The sequence below is a fragment of the Idiomarina sp. ST10R2A5 genome, from assembly GCF_051842325.1.
GTDB lineage: Bacteria > Pseudomonadota > Gammaproteobacteria > Enterobacterales > Alteromonadaceae > Idiomarina > Idiomarina abyssalis.
Genome location: NZ_JBNIEX010000001.1, coordinates 171,872 through 188,708, shown reverse-complemented (window position 1 = coordinate 188,708; position 16,837 = coordinate 171,872). Strand labels below are relative to the sequence as shown.

General features: G+C 46.3%; 19 protein-coding genes. 6 read left to right on the top strand and 13 right to left on the bottom strand.

Annotation, left to right across the window (positions count from 1 at the left end):
• Positions 1-54: 54 nt before the first annotated feature.
• Positions 55-1,149, bottom strand: coding sequence for a recombinase RecA (gene recA / locus ACP7FG_RS00950; protein WP_439225249.1), 1,095 nt, complete (start codon positions 1,147-1,149; stop codon positions 55-57).
• A 99-nt stretch (positions 1,150-1,248) separates the two neighbouring features.
• On the bottom strand, positions 1,249-1,755 hold the full coding sequence (locus ACP7FG_RS00945) for a CinA family protein (protein WP_439225248.1): 507 nt from the start codon (positions 1,753-1,755) through the stop codon (positions 1,249-1,251).
• A gap of 30 nt (positions 1,756-1,785) precedes the next feature.
• On the opposite strand from ACP7FG_RS00945, the gene mutS reads away from it, so the two are divergent.
• Positions 1,786-4,374 (top strand): DNA mismatch repair protein MutS, encoded by a 2,589-nt coding sequence (mutS, locus tag ACP7FG_RS00940; RefSeq protein WP_439225247.1) that lies wholly within the window; start codon positions 1,786-1,788, stop codon positions 4,372-4,374.
• A 25-nt stretch (positions 4,375-4,399) separates the two neighbouring features.
• Here mutS and rpoS read toward each other — a convergent pair whose 3' ends face one another.
• The 9 genes from rpoS to ftsB form a co-directional block, all read right to left on the bottom strand.
• Positions 4,400-5,377, bottom strand: a complete 978-nt coding sequence (gene rpoS / locus ACP7FG_RS00935) for an RNA polymerase sigma factor RpoS (RefSeq protein WP_054488010.1) — start codon at positions 5,375-5,377, stop codon at positions 4,400-4,402.
• 78 nt (positions 5,378-5,455) lie between these two features.
• Positions 5,456-6,373 carry a peptidoglycan DD-metalloendopeptidase family protein gene (locus tag ACP7FG_RS00930; RefSeq protein ID WP_439225246.1) on the bottom strand — a complete coding sequence of 306 codons (918 nt, stop codon included), beginning with the start codon at positions 6,371-6,373 and terminating at the stop codon, positions 5,456-5,458.
• A complete protein-coding gene (locus ACP7FG_RS00925; RefSeq protein WP_199494542.1) occupies positions 6,373-6,957 on the bottom strand; it encodes a YqaA family protein in 585 nt (194 codons plus the stop codon). Before ACP7FG_RS00925 ends, ACP7FG_RS00930 begins: the two co-directional genes overlap by 1 nt.
• On the bottom strand, positions 6,954-7,595 hold the full coding sequence (locus ACP7FG_RS00920; RefSeq protein ID WP_404813262.1) for a protein-L-isoaspartate(D-aspartate) O-methyltransferase: 642 nt from the start codon (positions 7,593-7,595) through the stop codon (positions 6,954-6,956). Before ACP7FG_RS00920 ends, ACP7FG_RS00925 begins: the two co-directional genes overlap by 4 nt.
• Positions 7,595-8,347, bottom strand: a complete 753-nt coding sequence (gene surE / locus ACP7FG_RS00915) for a 5'/3'-nucleotidase SurE (protein ID WP_054488018.1) — start codon at positions 8,345-8,347, stop codon at positions 7,595-7,597. Before surE ends, ACP7FG_RS00920 begins: the two co-directional genes overlap by 1 nt.
• A complete protein-coding gene (gene truD / locus ACP7FG_RS00910; protein WP_439225245.1) occupies positions 8,344-9,396 on the bottom strand; it encodes a tRNA pseudouridine(13) synthase TruD in 1,053 nt (350 codons plus the stop codon). Before truD ends, surE begins: the two co-directional genes overlap by 4 nt.
• Positions 9,396-9,875 carry a 2-C-methyl-D-erythritol 2,4-cyclodiphosphate synthase gene (gene ispF / locus ACP7FG_RS00905; protein WP_054488022.1) on the bottom strand — a complete coding sequence of 160 codons (480 nt, stop codon included), beginning with the start codon at positions 9,873-9,875 and terminating at the stop codon, positions 9,396-9,398. The genes truD and ispF overlap by 1 nt, the downstream gene beginning before the upstream one ends.
• Complete coding sequence (gene ispD, locus ACP7FG_RS00900; RefSeq protein ID WP_199494545.1) at positions 9,872-10,630, bottom strand: 2-C-methyl-D-erythritol 4-phosphate cytidylyltransferase; 759 nt, start codon at positions 10,628-10,630, stop codon at positions 9,872-9,874. Before ispD ends, ispF begins: the two co-directional genes overlap by 4 nt.
• Before the next feature lie 6 nt (positions 10,631-10,636).
• Positions 10,637-10,918, bottom strand: a complete 282-nt coding sequence (gene ftsB, locus ACP7FG_RS00895; protein WP_054488026.1) for a cell division protein FtsB — start codon at positions 10,916-10,918, stop codon at positions 10,637-10,639.
• A gap of 92 nt (positions 10,919-11,010) precedes the next feature.
• Between ftsB and ACP7FG_RS00890 the strand changes: the two genes are divergently transcribed.
• Both ACP7FG_RS00890 and ACP7FG_RS00885 read left to right on the top strand, forming a co-directional pair.
• Complete coding sequence (locus ACP7FG_RS00890) at positions 11,011-11,733, top strand: sulfite exporter TauE/SafE family protein (RefSeq protein ID WP_199494546.1); 723 nt, start codon at positions 11,011-11,013, stop codon at positions 11,731-11,733.
• A 40-nt stretch (positions 11,734-11,773) separates the two neighbouring features.
• Positions 11,774-14,263 (top strand): bifunctional diguanylate cyclase/phosphodiesterase, encoded by a 2,490-nt coding sequence (locus ACP7FG_RS00885; RefSeq protein WP_439225244.1) that lies wholly within the window; start codon positions 11,774-11,776, stop codon positions 14,261-14,263.
• Here the strand turns inward: ACP7FG_RS00885 and ACP7FG_RS00880 are convergent.
• A complete protein-coding gene (locus ACP7FG_RS00880) occupies positions 14,260-14,526 on the bottom strand; it encodes a DksA/TraR family C4-type zinc finger protein (RefSeq protein ID WP_439225243.1) in 267 nt (88 codons plus the stop codon). The genes ACP7FG_RS00885 and ACP7FG_RS00880 overlap by 4 nt on opposite strands.
• Positions 14,527-14,633: 107 nt before the next feature.
• Here ACP7FG_RS00880 and ACP7FG_RS00875 point away from each other — a divergent pair, with 107 nt between their 5' ends.
• The 3 genes from ACP7FG_RS00875 to ACP7FG_RS00865 are packed head-to-tail and all read left to right on the top strand — an operon-like array spanning position 14,634 to position 16,151.
• Positions 14,634-14,936, top strand: a complete 303-nt coding sequence (locus tag ACP7FG_RS00875) for a putative signal transducing protein (RefSeq protein ID WP_439225242.1) — start codon at positions 14,634-14,636, stop codon at positions 14,934-14,936.
• Positions 14,937-14,970: 34 nt separating this feature from the next.
• Positions 14,971-15,708 (top strand): ZIP family metal transporter, encoded by a 738-nt coding sequence (locus tag ACP7FG_RS00870; RefSeq protein WP_439225241.1) that lies wholly within the window; start codon positions 14,971-14,973, stop codon positions 15,706-15,708.
• 20 nt (positions 15,709-15,728) lie between these two features.
• On the top strand, positions 15,729-16,151 hold the full coding sequence (locus ACP7FG_RS00865) for an MAPEG family protein (RefSeq protein ID WP_439225240.1): 423 nt from the start codon (positions 15,729-15,731) through the stop codon (positions 16,149-16,151).
• A 21-nt stretch (positions 16,152-16,172) separates the two neighbouring features.
• Here the strand turns inward: ACP7FG_RS00865 and ACP7FG_RS00860 are convergent, their stop codons facing one another.
• A complete protein-coding gene (locus tag ACP7FG_RS00860) occupies positions 16,173-16,829 on the bottom strand; it encodes a Fe2+-dependent dioxygenase (protein WP_439225239.1) in 657 nt (218 codons plus the stop codon).
• Between the last annotated feature and the right edge of the window lie 8 nt (positions 16,830-16,837).

The window sequence follows — 16,837 nt, the reverse complement described above, 5'->3', positions numbered from 1 at the left end:
AAAAAAGCCGAAGCAATAAGCTTCGGCCCTTAACTCTAATAAAGAAGCTTTTATTTATGACAAACTAATGTCATCTTTCTCATTGTTTTTTGCTTCGCTCTTAGCTTCTTCTTTTGCCGCAGCGCGCTCGGCTTCACGATCTTCTTTTGTTCTCTTCTCTGGCTTAGATAACAGCAGTTCGCGGATACGAGCTTCTAACTCATCGGCAATTTTAGGATTCTCCTGTAAAAACTTCATTGAGTTAGCTTTACCTTGACCTATTTTATCGCCGTTATAGCTGTACCAGGCACCGGCTTTATCAACCATCTTATGTTTAACACCCAGGTCAATCAGCTCACCTTCTTTAGAAATGCCTTTGCCGTATAAAATTTGGAAATGTGCTTCTTTAAAGGGTGGTGCAACCTTGTTTTTAACCACTTTTACGCGGGTTTCGTTACCTACAACTTCATCGCCCTCTTTCAAAGCGCCGGTACGACGAATATCCAGACGAACCGAGGAGTAGAACTTCAATGCGTTACCACCTGTCGTGGTTTCAGGGTTACCAAACATAACACCAATTTTCATCCGAATCTGGTTGATGAAAATACACATGGTGTTTGACTTCTTAATGTTCGATGTCAATTTACGCAAAGCCTGCGACATTAAACGTGCTTGCAAACCAACATGGCTGTCACCCATTTCGCCTTCAATTTCTGCTTTTGGTGTCAAAGCAGCAACTGAGTCAACAATCACAATATCAACAGCACCGGAACGAACCAGCATGTCACAAATCTCTAAAGCCTGCTCACCGGTATCTGGCTGTGATATTAATAAGTCATCAACATTAACGCCTAGTGCTTCAGCATAGATAGGGTCCAGCGCATGCTCAGCGTCAACGAAAGCACAAGTTTTACCCATTTTTTGGGCTTCGGCAATCACTTCCAGAGTCATTGTTGTTTTACCACTAGACTCAGGCCCATAAATTTCTACGACCCGGCCAAAAGGTAAACCGCCGATACCAAGAGCAATATCCAGCCCTAACGAACCGGTTGAAACAGAGTCGATATCCAGGGTCTGGTTATCGCCCAGACGCATGATAGAACCTTTACCAAATTGACGTTCGATTTGTCCGAGCGCTGCATCTAACGCCTTTTGACGATCATTGCTCATTATAAGCTCCGTTATTAATCACTGGTTTTATACACAGTATACTGTACACATTTACAGTATCAAGTATTGTTCTGACTTTTTCCTTGAAATACAACTAAGTTATTGTAATTCAATTGTATTTATCAGCTTATTTAAAACTGAGTCCATTGTTTTCAAACGAATCTCGGCGCGGTTACCTGAGAAGTGCTCATGCCAGATCCAGCAGCTTTTATTATTCGCAATAGCCATCCAGACCAAACCAACCGGTTTATCAGCAGTGCCACCTCCCGGCCCTGCTACACCGCTAACTGCAATACTCCAGTCAGCACCGCATAAGGACAAAGCCCCGGAAGCCATTTGTTCAACACAAGCTTCAGAAACAGCCCCATGTTCTTCCAGTACTTGTGTTTCAACCGCCAGCAGCTTTTGTTTGAGCGCATTAGTATAGGTGATTATTCCACCATTAAACCAAGCAGAACTTCCAGCAACTTCGGTAATAGCGTATCCTATTCCTCCTCCGGTACAGGATTCTGCGGTACAGACTGTCTGCTGTTTTTGCTGCAGGTTTAGACCGACTTGTTCCGCGAGTTCAAAGGTTTGCGGCGCGACTGCCGTGGTTGCTAACATAACAATGGCTCCAGATAAGAATATTCAACTATGCCTGAATTCTCTGACAAACAGATCCAATCACATACCCCGATGATGCAGCAATACCTACGTATAAAAGCAGAACATGCTGACATGCTTTTATTCTATCGTATGGGGGACTTTTACGAACTGTTTTTTGAAGACGCTAAACGTTCGGCACAGTTACTGGATATTTCTCTGACGGCGCGTGGCCAAAGTAATGGCGAGCCTATCCCTATGGCAGGTGTGCCTTATCATGCGGTAGAGAACTACTTAGCACGCCTGGTCAATATGGGAGAGTCCGTTGCAATTTGCGAACAAATTGGCGACCCGGCGACCAGTAAAGGCCCGGTTGAAAGAAAGGTAGTCCGTATTGTCACTCCCGGAACTGTCACTGATGAGTCACTATTAACTGAGAAGCAGCAAAACCTTTTAGTCGCTATTTGTCCTCTGGATCCGAAACAACCAGAAGGCGAGTATGCCATTTCAAGTCTTGAGCTTAGCAGTGGGCGCTTTTGGTTAACCAAAGCGCACTCAGCCGAGCAGCTAGCAGCAGAAATGCAACGCCTTGAACCCGCTGAACTTCTTTACCCAGAGTCGATTTCTCTGGCTGGGCTGCCACTGGCAAAAGCTAAGTGTAAACGCCGCCCTGCCTGGGAGTTCGAACAACAAACAGCTTTCATGTTGCTGACCCGCCAATTCGGAACTCAGCACCTTGAAGGTTTCGGTATTAAAAACAATGAGCCGACCCTTGCTGCTGCCGGAGCTATTCTACACTACGTAAAAGAGACCCAACGCGCCGCTCTGCCCCATATTCAGGCCCTGGTAACTGAACATCCGCAGGATGCCATTATTCTGGACGCGGCAACGCGGAGAAACCTAGAGCTGCAACAAAGCATGGGCGATGGCAACACCCATCTTTCTGCGGTACTCGACAAAACTGTTTCCGCTATGGGAAGCCGTCAGTTCCAACGCTGGTTACAACGCCCTATCCGTAATCATGAGGAACTGAATCAACGTTACGACGCTGTCGACGCTTTAAAGGAAAATAATGGTTACGAAAATGTGCAGTTGTCGCTGAAGAAGCTGGCAGACATTGAACGTATTGTCGCGCGGGTTGGTTTGAGAAGTGCCCGCCCAAAAGACTTTGCCAGGCTGCGCGACAGCCTGGCGCAGGTACCCGAAATCCGCAACTACCTGTCTCATAACGCTTTAAGCTATTTGAAGCAGAACATCCAACCCTTTCCGGAAATTGTCGAGCTGCTGACCAGAGCCGTAATTGAACAACCGCCTTTATTAATTCGTGATGGTGGAGTCATTGCAAAAGGCTACGATAAAGAACTGGATGAATTACGAGATCTCGCCACCGGAGCTACCGACTACCTTAAGCAGTTAGAGCAGCGCGAACGGGAAAGAAGCGGCATTGCCACACTAAAAGTTGGATACAATAAAGTCCACGGCTACTTTATTGAAGTCAGCCGGCAGTCATCAGAGTCCGTACCAAATGATTATCAGCGCCGTCAGACGCTTAAAAACACTGAGCGTTATATAATTCCCGAGCTAAAAGAGCACGAAGATAAAGTACTTAACGCTCAGGCTCGCTCGCTGGCCAGAGAAAAATGGCTGTACGATCAGCTTTTTGAACATCTTCTGCCAAAGGTTAATGCTTTACAAAAGAGTGCTTCCGGCCTTGCGCAACTCGATGCTCTTTGTTGCTTTGCAAAGCTAGCGGATAACTACCGCTACTGTCGGCCTCAACTTAAAAAAGACAGTAGCTTAATTGAGCTTGAAGCGGCCCGTCATCCTGTTATTGAGCAGCTAAGTGACGAGCCCTTTATCGCTAACCCGATGTCTCTGACACCCGAACAACGGATGCTAATGATTACAGGCCCAAACATGGGCGGTAAGTCGACTTATATGAGACAGGCCGCGCTCATTATTATTCTGGCTCACATGGGCTGCTACGTGCCTGCAGATAAGGCAGTTATTGGAGATATCGATCGTATTTTCACGCGCATTGGGGCTTCCGACGATCTAACCTCAGGCCGCTCGACTTTTATGGTTGAAATGACAGAGACCGCTAATATCTTGCATAACGCTACCGCAAAAAGCCTGGTTCTTATGGATGAAATAGGTCGTGGCACCTCAACCTACGATGGTTTATCCCTGGCCTGGTCCTGTGCGGACTATCTGTCCCGACAGCTTAAATGTCTCACCTTATTTGCGACACATTACTTTGAGTTGACGGAGCTTGCTGAAGAGCTGCCGGCAACCATCAACGTGCATGTTGATGCTAAAGAACATGGCGACACCATAGCGTTTTTGCATAAAGTCAGTGCGGGAGCTGCAAGCCAGAGTTTTGGTCTGCAAGTTGCGAAGTTAGCCGGGGTTCCCGATAATGTCATAAAAAGCGCAAAACAAAAGCTAACAGAGCTCGAACACACTCACCATGGCATTTCAAAAGCACCCCAACAAAAAGCTATGGAACTCCCCTTGCCAACTGAAGAGCAGAACCCTTTGCTTAGCGAGTTAGAACAGCTCGACTTAAACGATTTAACACCAAGACAGGCACTGGATATCCTTTACCAATGGCAGCAGAAACAAAAAAGCTCAACCTGAGGTTGAGCTTTTCTTCTAATGGCTTCTATTCCGGGCTAAACAACGAATCAAGTGTTAACCCTTGCTGCTTAAGGGAGTCCCTCAGTTTTCGCAAAGCCTCAACCTGTATCTGCCTAACACGTTCACGCGTCAGCCCTATTTCATGGCCAACATCTTCCAGTGTTGACGGCTCATAACCCATAAGCCCAAAGCGACGTGCAAGTACTTCCCTTTGCTTAGGATTTAAAGACTGCAGCCACTCGGTAATGTTAATTTTCAGGTTTTCATCCTGAAGAATGCCTTCCGGGCCCGTGTCAGAATCATCCGTTAATATGTCTAGCAATGCTTTATCGTTATCACCACCAATGGGCGTATCAACTGAACTTATTCGTTCATTCAAGCGCAGCATTTTGGTAATGTCACCGACTGGTTTATCCAGACTTTCTGCAATATCTTCAGCCGTTGGCTCGTGATCCAGCTTATGCGCTAGTTCCCGAGCAGCACGAAGATACACATTCAGCTCTTTAACTACATGAATTGGCAGACGGATGGTTCGCGTCTGATTCATAATAGCGCGCTCGATAGTTTGTCGTATCCACCATGTGGCATAAGTTGAAAAGCGAAAACCACGTTCAGGGTCGAATTTTTCGACTGCTCTGATAAGACCCAGGTTGCCTTCTTCAACTAAATCCAAAAGGGGTAAGCCCCGGTTAGAATAGCGACGGGCAATTTTAACCACTAATCGTAAATTACTCTCAATCATTCGGCGGCGAGCTGCCTTGTCGCCTTTTAAGGCTCGGCGGGAATAAAAGACTTCCTCTTCAGCAGTCAATAAAGGGGAGAACCCTATTTCTCCTAAATAAAGCTGCGTTGCGTCCATCTTTTTTTGATAACTGGTGGATGATGACAATAACGCTTCTTCCAGCTCTTCTGCAGAACTGTCCGCGCTATCGACTAACGTTTCTTCGTTAACTTCACCATTAATTTCTGCATTGTCGACTGATTCTTCCTTTATGCGGCTCATAACAAGCTCCTGTTATACTGAACACCGTGTTACTACACACGTCGACTTCCCTATCTTGTTATTATTATTCCCACATTACTAGCGAGATCTTGGTAAGTAATGCTTCGGATTAACCGACTTACCACGGAAACGAACTTCAAAATGTAACTTCACTCGCGGACTGCCTGAATCTCCCATTCGGGCAATTGTCTCACCTACGTCCACCCATTCCTGTTCCTTTACGAGAATTTTATCGTTGTGGGCGTAGGCGGTAATAAAATCATCGTTATGTTTCAATATGATTAAATTACCAAATCCGCGTAATGCATTTCCGACATAAACGACTTTTCCAGCTGCTGCAGCATTCACCGAATCGCCGCGCTCACCTGCAAAATCAATACCTTTATTACCCTGTTCCTGCAACGAAAAATCAGCTAAGACTTTTCCCGATGAAGGCCAACGCCAGACAATTTTATCGTTACTGGGCAGATCAACTTCAGGCCTTTTAATCTGCTGCTTAGGCTGTCTCTTACGACGCTTATCGGTTTGTTTTGCAACTGTTTTTTTTGTGCTCGTTTTTTGACCATACTCTTTCTGTTCAGTATTAGCAACGGGCGTTTTTATATTATTTTGTGCGTTATTTGAGGTTTTATTATTCTGTTTAGCACTAGTCGTTCGCTGCGCCTTTCTGGCTGAGGTGGCCCCGTATTGCGGCTTACTCACCAGACTCAGTTTCTGTCCCGGATAAATAGTGTAAGGTTTTTGTAAATTATTAATTTGGGCAATATCCTGAACATCCATATTGGCTCTGAATGCGATTGAATAGAGGGTTTCGCCGCGTTGAACTTCATATTCTTTATCGTTCAATGAGTTTGGCTCAAAATCCCGGTAGGTTTTTCCGGTGTACAGTTCATCGACCGGTGCAGGTGCTGAACGACCGCTGCATGCCTGAAGCAGAGTAATGGCAAAAATCAATAATATTAATTGCTTGATTGCCCCGGACGATAAAACCATCATTACACCAATTGCGCTATTACGTACCCAATAATAACCAGTATTACCAGTGTCCAGCCAATACGGTCAACATATTCACGCAGTTTTACACCCATTTCAGGACCGCCGGTACGTAGTAACCATGCGACAAGATAGAAACGCATTCCACGGCTAATAGCGGATGCAATAACAAAAGGGAAAAAGGCTATCTGCATGACACCTGCAGTTACCGTAAATAGTTTATAAGGAATTGGTGAAAATCCGGCAATAAAGACTATCCATACGCCCCAGTCGGCGAACCAACCCTGTACGGTTAAGAGTTTGTCTTGATAACCGAGCGTTTCCACAGCAGGCAATACCAGTGACTCATAAGCCCAATAACCGAGGAAGTACCCCAGAATCCCCCCAGCTACTGAAGTAACGGTCGTTAAAAACGCCAGCCTCCAGGCTTTTTGGGGTTGAGTCATAGCCATTGGCGCCAGCATGACATCGGGAGGGATTGGAAAAATAACGGACTCAGCAAAACTTAATAAACCGAGGATGACATTCGCTCTGGGGTGTTGTGCCCAGGATAATACCTTATCGTACAATGCTGAGAACAACTTCAAATGACATCTCCCTTAACTAAAGGCACAAAACGAACATCGCCAATGCGCTGTTGCTCTAATGAGTCTCCAAAACGACGCATAACGACCAAACTTTGTGATTCATTCTGTTCACCAACCGGAATGATCATCACACCGCCATCCGCAAGTTGATCGACTAAATCCTGAGGGATATCGCTTGCCGCAGCCGTGACAATAATACCGTCAAAAGGACCTTTACTGCGCCAGCCTTTCCAGCCATCACCGTGGCGCATAGACACATTATGCAAGTCAAGCTGACGCATACGTCGCTTCGCCTGATACTGCAAAGTAGCAATACGTTCGACGCTAAAGACCTTATCAACCAGCTGAGCCAGCACTGCCGTCTGATAACCCGAGCCTGTACCTATCTCCAGCACGTTTTTACAATGATGCTGCATTAACAACTGCGTCATTGTTGCCACCATTAACGGCTGCGAAATGGTTTGCCCGTTACCAATGGGCAACGCCGTATTTTCATAGGCTTTATGAGCTAATGACTCAGGCATAAAAAGGTGCCTCGGGGTATTAGCAATAACCCGCAGCACCTCTTTATTGGTAATACCCAGTTCTTCCAGTTGTTGAATCAGCCGCTTTACCCGCGACTGTCCATTACTAATCATCATTTTTGTTGTTCTAACCAGTCTGTCAGTGTGTCGGTATGTCGTTGAGCTGTCATGTCCAGACTTAACGGAGTTATAGATACATAACCTTCATGTATTGCTGTGAAATCGGTATTTGGCTCGTCACTTGCGTGGTGACCAATTGGGCCATACCAAAATATCTCACTGCCAAAAGGGTCGCGATCGTGGACCATAGTTTCTGCACGGTGCCGACGACCCAGTTTAGTTACCCGCGTACCTTTTAACTTATCGTAAGTCGTGTAAGGCACATTAATATTCAATACTGTGTCCAGGCGAAGCGGATCATTTTCCATGCTGGCAACAATCTCGGCGACAACACGTCCGGCAGTATCGTAGTAGTCGTGTCCTCGACCGCCCATCGACACTGCAATAGAAGGAAGCCCCATAAAGCGCCCTTCCATTGCCGCTGCAACAGTGCCGGAATACAGCACATCGTCGCCCATATTTGGGCTGTCATTAATGCCGGAAACAACTAAATCCACGTCTTCCGCCATCGGTGAGTTCGTGCCCAAATGAACGCAGTCGGTCGGTGTGCCGTTAACTGAAAAGAAACCGTTATCCAGACGACGCACCCGCAATGGATTATGCAGTGTCAATGAATTACTTGCGCCACTGCAGTTACGATCCGGGGCGATGACTCTTACATCAGCGACTTCCTTTAACGCTTGATACAATGCCCGAATCCCCGGTGCATGGACGCCATCATCGTTACTTAATAGAATTTTCATCATCTGGATTCACCACTTAAGTCCACAATTTCATTTAACACAGTCGTTGCATAGGCGCCTGAAGGCAGCGTAAAGCGCAATTCAGCATCCTTGCCCTGCCAGCTTAACTCTGGCTCTTTTACGCGCAATAGTATACTGCGTCGCGCCGCATCGACCCGTAGTTTTCTCAATGCTTCTAGCCAGTTTTTATAAGGCTCTAAAAAACTTGATTCAAACGCTTCTGCCTCATCTTTTACCAACGGTTTATTGGTCGTGCCAACCAGAGGTGCGGTTAAATAAATATCGTTAGTTGCAAAGCGTTGCCTGAGTTCATCGTCCCATTGTTCAACGGTAAAAACAGACCGAGAGCCTTTTAGCATGACACAATCACCCGCCAGTGTGCCTTCTGGCCCAAACTGACGCAGTCGTTCGGCCACAATCTGGTTGAATAAATAACTGCGCAGAGACGATAAATACAAGCTTCGTTTATTACGGCTAATTCGTGCAGGACGGTTTGCCATCAACCAGCGTTCAGCCTGTGCAACGTTGTCGCCGTTGCGACCAAAGCGTTGCTCACCGAAGTAGTTTATAACACCCTTCTCAGTAACGCTCTTCCATAACGCTTCCAGCCGCTGCGCAGAGCTGACACCGCTAAGCCGAATCACAAATCGGTTACCGTCGTGAAAGCCAGACTTTAGCTTTTTTGTTCTGCGAATGACTCGCTCGACAGACATTTCCTCGTCGTTCAACTCTTGCCAGTTCAGCGTTTCTTTACCCGGCAATTGAACTGAAAACCACTGCCAGGTTACCGCCTGACGGTCTTTTAATCCTGAATAGCTAACATTTTTTGCAGATACGCCAGCAAAACGCGCTATTTTCTCAGCACAAAAATTGGTGTTTGCACCTTCTTTTCTAACCCAAAGCCACTGATGTTCGCCTTCCCCGTCATCGGGTACATCCAATTGCTCAATTACCTGAAAGTCCTGCGGTGTTTGCTTAAACTCAGCCTCTGGCCGGTCGCCATGATTTAAACGCGGCAGCTCATTAAGTGTCACTTTTTGCGGAGCCAGCATTAAAGAGACTCCATCAGAACCACTGCATGGCAAGCTATACCTTCTTCACGCCCGACAAAGCCGAGCTTTTCAGTTGTTGTAGCTTTAACATTGACGTTATCAACACAAGTTTTTAAGCACTGAGCAATGCTGGCTCGCATATCGTCGATGTGCGGTGCCATTTTAGGTGCCTGAGCAACAATGGTTACGTCGATATTTCCCGTTCGGAATTCTTTCTCCTGACAAAGTTGAACGGCATGACTTAGCAGCTCAGCGCTGTCAGCACCCGCATACCGCTCATCGGTATCTGGGAAATGCTGTCCTATATCACCTAATGCAAGAGCCCCTAATACAGCGTCGGTTACTGCATGCAACACCACATCGCCATCAGAATGAGCCAACAATCCCTGATGATGTTCAACGTTAACACCACCCAAAATCAAAGGTTTATCAGAGCCCCAACGGTGAACGTCATAACCATGACCAACACGGATTTTCATGAACCATTTTCCTTATTGTTGTCTTTGGCAAGCAACCAGTCACGAACACAGTCGAAATCTTCCCGGTGAGTCACTTTTAAATTGCGAATAGAACCCGTAATAAGCGCCGGCTGGAAACCACACCATTGCATTGCCGATGCTTCATCCGTTAACTGGGGATTTTGTGTGCCCATATGTTCAATGGCATGTTGCAGTTTCTCTGCACTAAAAACCTGAGGGGTTTGAGCCTGCCATAGGGCTTCGCGTTCAACGCTGGATTCAATGTGGACAGATCCCTTTCCGGACTCCGTTGAAATAAGTGAACGCTTTAATGAATCACGCACAGGGATAGCCAGAATAGCACCCTGAGGGTCAAATAAACCGGTATCGATAACACGCTTTAACGCAGGTTCAGGAAGACAGGGGCGCGCTGCATCGTGAACCAGTACATGGGTTGCTCCCTGCGAAACCGCGGCCCGTACTCCGGCTAACACAGACTCAGCTCTACTACTTCCGCCTTTTAACCATGCTACCGGTAATGACTGTCTCTTTTTAATATCGTCTATGAACTCAGCATCGGGATCTGAAACAGCAACAAAAACCTTCTGTACGCGAGGATCCTGACAAACCGCGTCAATGCTATGCTCCAATAAGGTCTTTCCAGCGACGGTCAAAAACTGCTTAGGAACATCGGTTTGCATGCGGCTTCCGTTGCCGGCAGCCGGAATTACTGCCATCAATGCATTATTCACCTGACTCTCCACCTGATTATCCATCTGACGCTACGGGTTGCGGTCAGGAACAAGACGGAAGAAAACTTCATCCTTTTTAATCATCCCTAGTTCGTTGCGAGCACGTTCTTCCAGCGCATCCTCCCCTTCACGCAAGTCTTCAATATCCGCGTAAATCAGTTGATTGCGCCGTTCCAGGTTTTCGTTCGTTGTTATCTGATTGCTGACTTCTTGCTGCAACCGCCAATAGTCAGGTAAGCTATTTTTCCCAAACCACAGACGATACTGTAACGCAATAAACAAGGCCAACAACACGACCAGAGTCACCCGCATACCCAGCTCCGTTGTTTTTCCTGTTATCATTATGAAGACTATTCGCGTGGCTGAAAAGCCGTTTTCAGAATTTACAGATAAAAGAGGTTAATTTGGAGTATTTTGCTGCTGCTTTGGTGTTCTTTTTTGCGGCCTTACTGCAGGGTATCAGCGGCTTTGGTTCCGGACTACTAGCCGTGCCAATTCTTGCTCTTTGGTTCCCAATTAGCGTTCTTACTCCAGCGTTATCTGTTATTAATATTATTGTCGGCGGTTGGATCTACTGGAAAAACAAAGAAGCAGCGCGACCGTCGCAGTGGAAGTGGCTTATTCTGTCCGGCGTTATCGCCTCTTTAATTTCAGGCTCTTTGCTATTAACCGTTAATGAACAATTTATTAAACTCATTCTTGGGTTTGTCATACTTGCTGTCGCGCTTATCCTCGCCAGCGGTAAGCAACTGCCGACAGCTGAGCACGCTCCCGGGCACATTGCCGTAGGCACTGGCTCTGGGCTACTCAATGGTTTAATGACTTTAGGCGGACCGCCCATAGTATTATTTTTGGCCAATGCTCGTATCCCTAAACAGCAGTTCCGCGCCACCCTCAGCTTATTCTTTTGCTGTATTGCCATTGCGAATGTCGCAAACTTTTCGCGCCAATCGATTTACGCCGAACCGCATCTTTATCTCATTTTGACCCTACTACCTTGCGCCCTGATTGGCGCAAGTGTCGGCCATAGGCTTCAGCACCATGTTTCAGAGAGACGTTTTCGTCAGTTTACTCTCATACTTATGATACTTTCCGGCCTAAGCGTCGTAATACAAAGCATTAAATAGTCTTAGTACTCAGGCCACCGGCTCTGGTAAAGTCAAGATTATGCAAGACACTCTTTATACATTTTTTGATTTAGGTCAGTTTGCTCGGCTACCACTGACGGGGTCCCATCACTCTGGTTTGGTGGCGCTCTCCTACTGTGTCGCATTATTAGCTTCTTATACCGCCATTTTAACACTTGAGCGAGTGCAGCTTCATACGCGAAAGGCCTCCAGATACAGCTGGTTATTAGTCAGCTCAATTATTGCCGGCATAGGCGTCTGGAGTATGCATTTTATTGGTATGCTTGCCTTTGAGCTTAACTTACCAATGAACCATGGCGTAGGCTTAACCTTACTTTCTATCATCCCGGCAATAGCCGGTAGCTTTTGCGCTTTAAAAGGGCAAGTAGCCGCGCCATCGGTACGACAGACTTTATTCGGAGGAACTGTTTTAGGTGCCGGTATAGGGCTCATGCATTATACGGGTATGGCCGCGATGATATTGCCAGCGTCGCTGCGTTACGATCCTCTGTGGTTTGTGTTTTCTGTCGTTGTTGCTGTCTCGCTGGGCATAATTGCACTGCTTACCTACCGTCGTTACCGACATGCGGAAAATATGACGTTAAGCAAACGTCGAACGGTGCAAATTATCGTCGCGGCCATTATGGCATTGGCGATATCCGGAATGCACTATACCGCCATGATTGCCGCTAACTTTTATCCAACGGGCGAACCGGAAACTCTGTTTACTGGCCATAGTAGTTGGCTTGCATACGGTGTGGGTATTGGCGCTGCTTTCAGTGCGTGTATGGCAATTGTTGCAACCCGAATTGATCACCGTCTTCAGCAACAGCAGAAATTAGCTCAAATGTCTGCCAAACAGCTTTATGAGGTCATCAGTGCAATTGATGATGGACTGCTGTTATTTGATGAGCGCAACCGCGTACTTCTCGCTAATGAAGCCTTTGCAAGGTTAACGGGTGACAACCTGGATAAAATTAAGGCTCAAAAGCTGGATATCGAACACTATCTCGAACACGCGAATGAGTTATTAGAATATATACAAAGTACATTGGACAGCGGTAAAGCCTGGCATGGCAAAGTCAAAGTAAAGAAGCGCTCGGGGATTAGCTTCCCAGTACGTTTAAGCATTTCCGAAGTGCGTTATCAGGCTCAAAAAGAACGTCATTTCGTTGCCACAGTAACAGATATCACCGCAGAGGTTGAGGCCAGCGAGCGTATACGAAACCTAGCTTATAACGACGCATTGACCGGACTGGCAAACCGCCGCTCATTACTGGACCATCTACACCAAGAGCTGACACATAGTGAGAAAAATGATGAAACCGGCGCGCTAATTCTTTGTGACATTGATAAGTTTAAAATACTCAATAATACTCTGGGCTCGGATATGGGCGACCTGTTACTGAAACGTGTGGCAGAAAGATTACAAAACTCCACCAAAAGTAACTCCTTTCTCGCTCGTTTAAGCGCTAACGAGTTTGCAATTGTTTTAACTGGAATAAGCAGTGGTAACCTTGCCAATGTAAAGCAACAATTATTAACCCGAATTTATCAGTTACAGGAACAACTCCAGCAACCTTATCAACTGAATAGTTATACTCACCTATGCTCTTTTAGCGCCGGAGCCTCGCTTTTCGAGGACAGTCAACTAAACGCAGAAACTTTAATGACACAGGCAGGGCTGGCGTTATCTCACTCTAAGCGCAAAGGCATTGGTGAGGTCTCACTTTTTCATCAAGAGCTTGCTGATGCCGTAACAAAGCGAGTGAAACTCGAGGAACAGTTGCGCCATGCCATTAAGCAACAGGAGTTCGAGCTCTACCTGCAACCTCAGGTAAATTCCGTTGAAAAGATAACCGGAGCAGAAGCACTTATCCGTTGGCCGCAAAAGAACGGCAGTTTTATCTCTCCCGCCGACTTCATACCACTTGCGGAAGAAACGGGATTAATCATCCCTTTGGGTTATTGGATAACGGAACGAGCTTGTAGCATTTTGCAGCAATGGCAACAAGACCCGGTTAAATCCACTTTGCAGTTGTCAATCAATGTCAGCGCTAAGCAATTTCAACAGCCTGACTTTGTTGAGCAAGTAAAAGGATTAATAAAAGCATATGCAGTCAAAAAGCATCAACTGAAACTGGAATTAACGGAAAGTTTGCTCATGGATGATATTTCCGATATTACGAACAAGATACAACAGCTAAAAGAGGTAGGCGTCGAGTTTGCACTGGATGACTTCGGAACCGGCTATTCTTCCCTTTCTTACCTTATGCAAATTCCGTTCGATACACTTAAAATTGACGTTTCTTTTGTCCGTAATATGCTAGACAGCGAAGAAAAAGCACAGATTGTGCACACTATCATTCAGTTAGGAGAAAGCCTTAAGCTAAACATTGTTGCCGAAGGTGTAGAAACTCAGCAACAGTTCGATTATTTGTCCAGACTAAACTGCGATACATTTCAGGGGTATCTCTTCAGTAAACCCTTGCCTGAGGCTCAGTTTTCCACAACGAGTGTTTCGATTTAACGAAGCTGACTGTCTTTACTTCCGCGTCGATTAAAGCTGCCTTCGCGTGAATCTTGCTTATCTTGCTCAGCCTGACAGTCGACACATAAACGAACACCGGCAATAGCTTCTCGCCGGGCCTGAGGAATGGCCTCACCACACTCTTCGCAATACTCCAGGCTCTTGCCATCCGATAATTGGCTTCTTACCCGTTTTACTTCGTCTTCTGTGCTTGCGTCAATTTGTTCCTGCACCGCACCATCGTGTGACCAGCCACCGGCCATAATTAACTCCTCAAAACAAAATGGAGAACACAAACGAACTCTTAGTCTGATACATTAATTATAACGTAAAAACCACAAACACTTTAGTGACAGCCGAAGAAGATCTTATGAAACTTATTTATACCCGCGAAAACAAACTATTAGTGGAAAACGCCCGTAACTTACTGCAAATAGAAGGTATTGAAACAGTAATGAAGAACGAGTTTTCCAGTGGCGCGGCGGGTGACCTGGCGCCACAAGACACCTGGCCTGAGCTTTGGCTTGTCGATGAGATACAATTGGACAAAGCCAAGGCATTGCTTGAGAGAATGGAAGAACAAGCGGAAGGTGATGACTGGCGCTGCAATAACTGTCAGGAAGTTAACGGAGCCGCTTTTGAGGTCTGCTGGAGTTGTGGAAGTCCGGCTTAATTAACTAACAAAAGTAACTAAGGGATATCATAATATGCTGCTATGGATTCTAGGCTTTACGCTATTAGGCAGCTTAGGTGCTATTTTTTGCGCTGGTCTGTTTCTGACGTTTCCGCAAAGTGTCCGTAAGTTACTAACCCCCAGCTTAATGAGTTTTGCCACCGGTACCCTGTTAGCCGCGGCTTTTCTTGGCATGATCCCCGCCGCCTTAGAACTTGCTGAGGGTTATCAGGTATCGGCGAGTGTACTGGCCGGTATTATTTTATTCTTCGTAGTAGAAAAACTGATTCTCTGGCGCCACTGCCGCGACCGCGACTGCGACCCTCACGAACGTGCAGGCCCCTTAATACTTATTGGCGACGCCGTTCATAACTTTACCGACGGTGTGGTTATTGCCGCGGCTTTTCTCACCTCTGTACCTTTAGGCATTGCCACCGCAGTCGCAATCATAGCGCATGAAATACCGCAAGAAGTCAGCGACTTCGCTATTTTACTGGAGAGTGGCTTTGAACGGAAAAGAGCACTTTTACTGAATAGTCTGGCCTCATTAACAGCCATCCCCGGTGCTTTAATTGCTTATTTCTGGCTTGCCCAGGTCAGCGCCGCTGTTCCCTACGTATTAGCAATTTCCGCTTCAAGCTTTATTTATATTGCAGCAGCAAATCTTATCCCGACGCTGCAGCGACAACACAACCCTGCCTCATCGGTTCGGCAGTTTATTATGATAATCATTGGTATCGCAATTATCGGCTGGGTAAATACCCTGGCTTAATTTGAAAAAGGAGACATAACATGAACGGAAGTGAAACTTATACTATGGCTTATTGGGGCGTGCTCATTGCTCTGCTCATTTTGCTGGTTCAATGGCTTATAGCCAGTGGTCAGAAAGCCAAACAACCAGGGGCCGTACCCGGAAAAATTGATGACTCACTCAGTCATTCATCCTTTGTATTCCGGGCTCATCGCACCTTAATGAACTCGCTGGAAAACTACCCATTAATGCTGGGAACGGTATTTCTTGCTTTCTTCGTTGGTGCCAGTGCGTTCTGGACGAGTTTGTTTATCTGGATATTCTCAATTGCGCGCTTAATTCACATGATTCTCTACTACAAAATTGCTACAGAGAAAAACCCAAGCCCACGCAGTTATTTCTTTATGATTGGCCTGGCAGCCAACGTCGCATTACTGATTTTGTGCGGTATAACCCTTGTCTAAGCATTTTTCTAAAAGGGCTGATTAAACATCAGCCCACTCTCTTAGCAGGTTATGAAATACTTTCGTCAGGCGGTCAAAGTTTTCAGATTTACCATTGGTATCGAACTCTGCTTTTAGGGATTGCTCCAGATCAAACAGCAGTTCTCTGTGGGAAGGCTGTTTCACTAAGCTCTGTACCCAACCTATCATCGCCAGCCTCTCCCCTTTTGTTACCGAATTAACCCGATGGAGGTAATGACTTGGATACATTAGAATATCACCCTGCCCCAGACGCCAACTCCGTTCTCCACTGGCATCCTCTATGACAAGCTCTCCTCCCTCAAAGTCAGACAATGGTGATAAGCCCAAGGTAAAAGAGATATCCGTTCTCACGCCATTCATTAACGAATCATCCATATGAGTACCGTAATACTCTCCCTGTTGATACCGGTTGATAGAAACCCTGGCAACCTGCTTAGGTCGCATTACTGATTGCACCAGGTTATTTTGCTGCAGCCTGTCCAGCAATACCTCCGTGGCTGCCTGCGATTTCTTGCCGGCTAGTTGTTGATTGTTTTTCACATCCTTTGCCGCCCAACCAGCCGTGCTTTTACCGTCACTAAACTGACTGACATCCAGACCGGAAACAACGCTGCTTATGGTCTCTTTATCAATGGCATTACTGATTTGTAATATCATACTGCTGC

What these genes read in the sequence shown, in the direction of transcription:
- truD (WP_439225245.1), bottom strand. Translation starts at nt 9,396, where the DNA reads ATGCTGGCTCCGCAAAAAGTGACACTTAATGAGCTGCCGCGTTTAAAT.
- ispF (WP_054488022.1), bottom strand. Translation starts at nt 9,875, where the DNA reads ATGAAAATCCGTGTTGGTCATGGTTATGACGTTCACCGTTGGGGCTCT.
- ACP7FG_RS00870 (WP_439225241.1), top strand. Translation starts at nt 14,971, where the DNA reads ATGCTGCTATGGATTCTAGGCTTTACGCTATTAGGCAGCTTAGGTGCT.
- rpoS (WP_054488010.1), bottom strand. Translation starts at nt 5,377, where the DNA reads ATGAGCCGCATAAAGGAAGAATCAGTCGACAATGCAGAAATTAATGGT.
- recA (WP_439225249.1), bottom strand. Translation starts at nt 1,149, where the DNA reads ATGAGCAATGATCGTCAAAAGGCGTTAGATGCAGCGCTCGGACAAATC.
- ACP7FG_RS00865 (WP_439225240.1), top strand. Translation starts at nt 15,729, where the DNA reads ATGAACGGAAGTGAAACTTATACTATGGCTTATTGGGGCGTGCTCATT.
- surE (WP_054488018.1), bottom strand. Translation starts at nt 8,347, where the DNA reads ATGATGAAAATTCTATTAAGTAACGATGATGGCGTCCATGCACCGGGG.
- ftsB (WP_054488026.1), bottom strand. Translation starts at nt 10,918, where the DNA reads ATGCGGGTGACTCTGGTCGTGTTGTTGGCCTTGTTTATTGCGTTACAG.
- ACP7FG_RS00875 (WP_439225242.1), top strand. Translation starts at nt 14,634, where the DNA reads ATGAAACTTATTTATACCCGCGAAAACAAACTATTAGTGGAAAACGCC.
- ACP7FG_RS00945 (WP_439225248.1), bottom strand. Translation starts at nt 1,755, where the DNA reads ATGTTAGCAACCACGGCAGTCGCGCCGCAAACCTTTGAACTCGCGGAA.
- ACP7FG_RS00860 (WP_439225239.1), bottom strand. Translation starts at nt 16,829, where the DNA reads ATGATATTACAAATCAGTAATGCCATTGATAAAGAGACCATAAGCAGC.
- ACP7FG_RS00930 (WP_439225246.1), bottom strand. Translation starts at nt 6,373, where the DNA reads ATGATGGTTTTATCGTCCGGGGCAATCAAGCAATTAATATTATTGATT.
- ACP7FG_RS00885 (WP_439225244.1), top strand. Translation starts at nt 11,774, where the DNA reads ATGCAAGACACTCTTTATACATTTTTTGATTTAGGTCAGTTTGCTCGG.
- ispD (WP_199494545.1), bottom strand. Translation starts at nt 10,630, where the DNA reads ATGGATAATCAGGTGGAGAGTCAGGTGAATAATGCATTGATGGCAGTA.
- ACP7FG_RS00920 (WP_404813262.1), bottom strand. Translation starts at nt 7,595, where the DNA reads ATGATTAGTAATGGACAGTCGCGGGTAAAGCGGCTGATTCAACAACTG.
- mutS (WP_439225247.1), top strand. Translation starts at nt 1,786, where the DNA reads ATGCCTGAATTCTCTGACAAACAGATCCAATCACATACCCCGATGATG.
- ACP7FG_RS00880 (WP_439225243.1), bottom strand. Translation starts at nt 14,526, where the DNA reads ATGGCCGGTGGCTGGTCACACGATGGTGCGGTGCAGGAACAAATTGAC.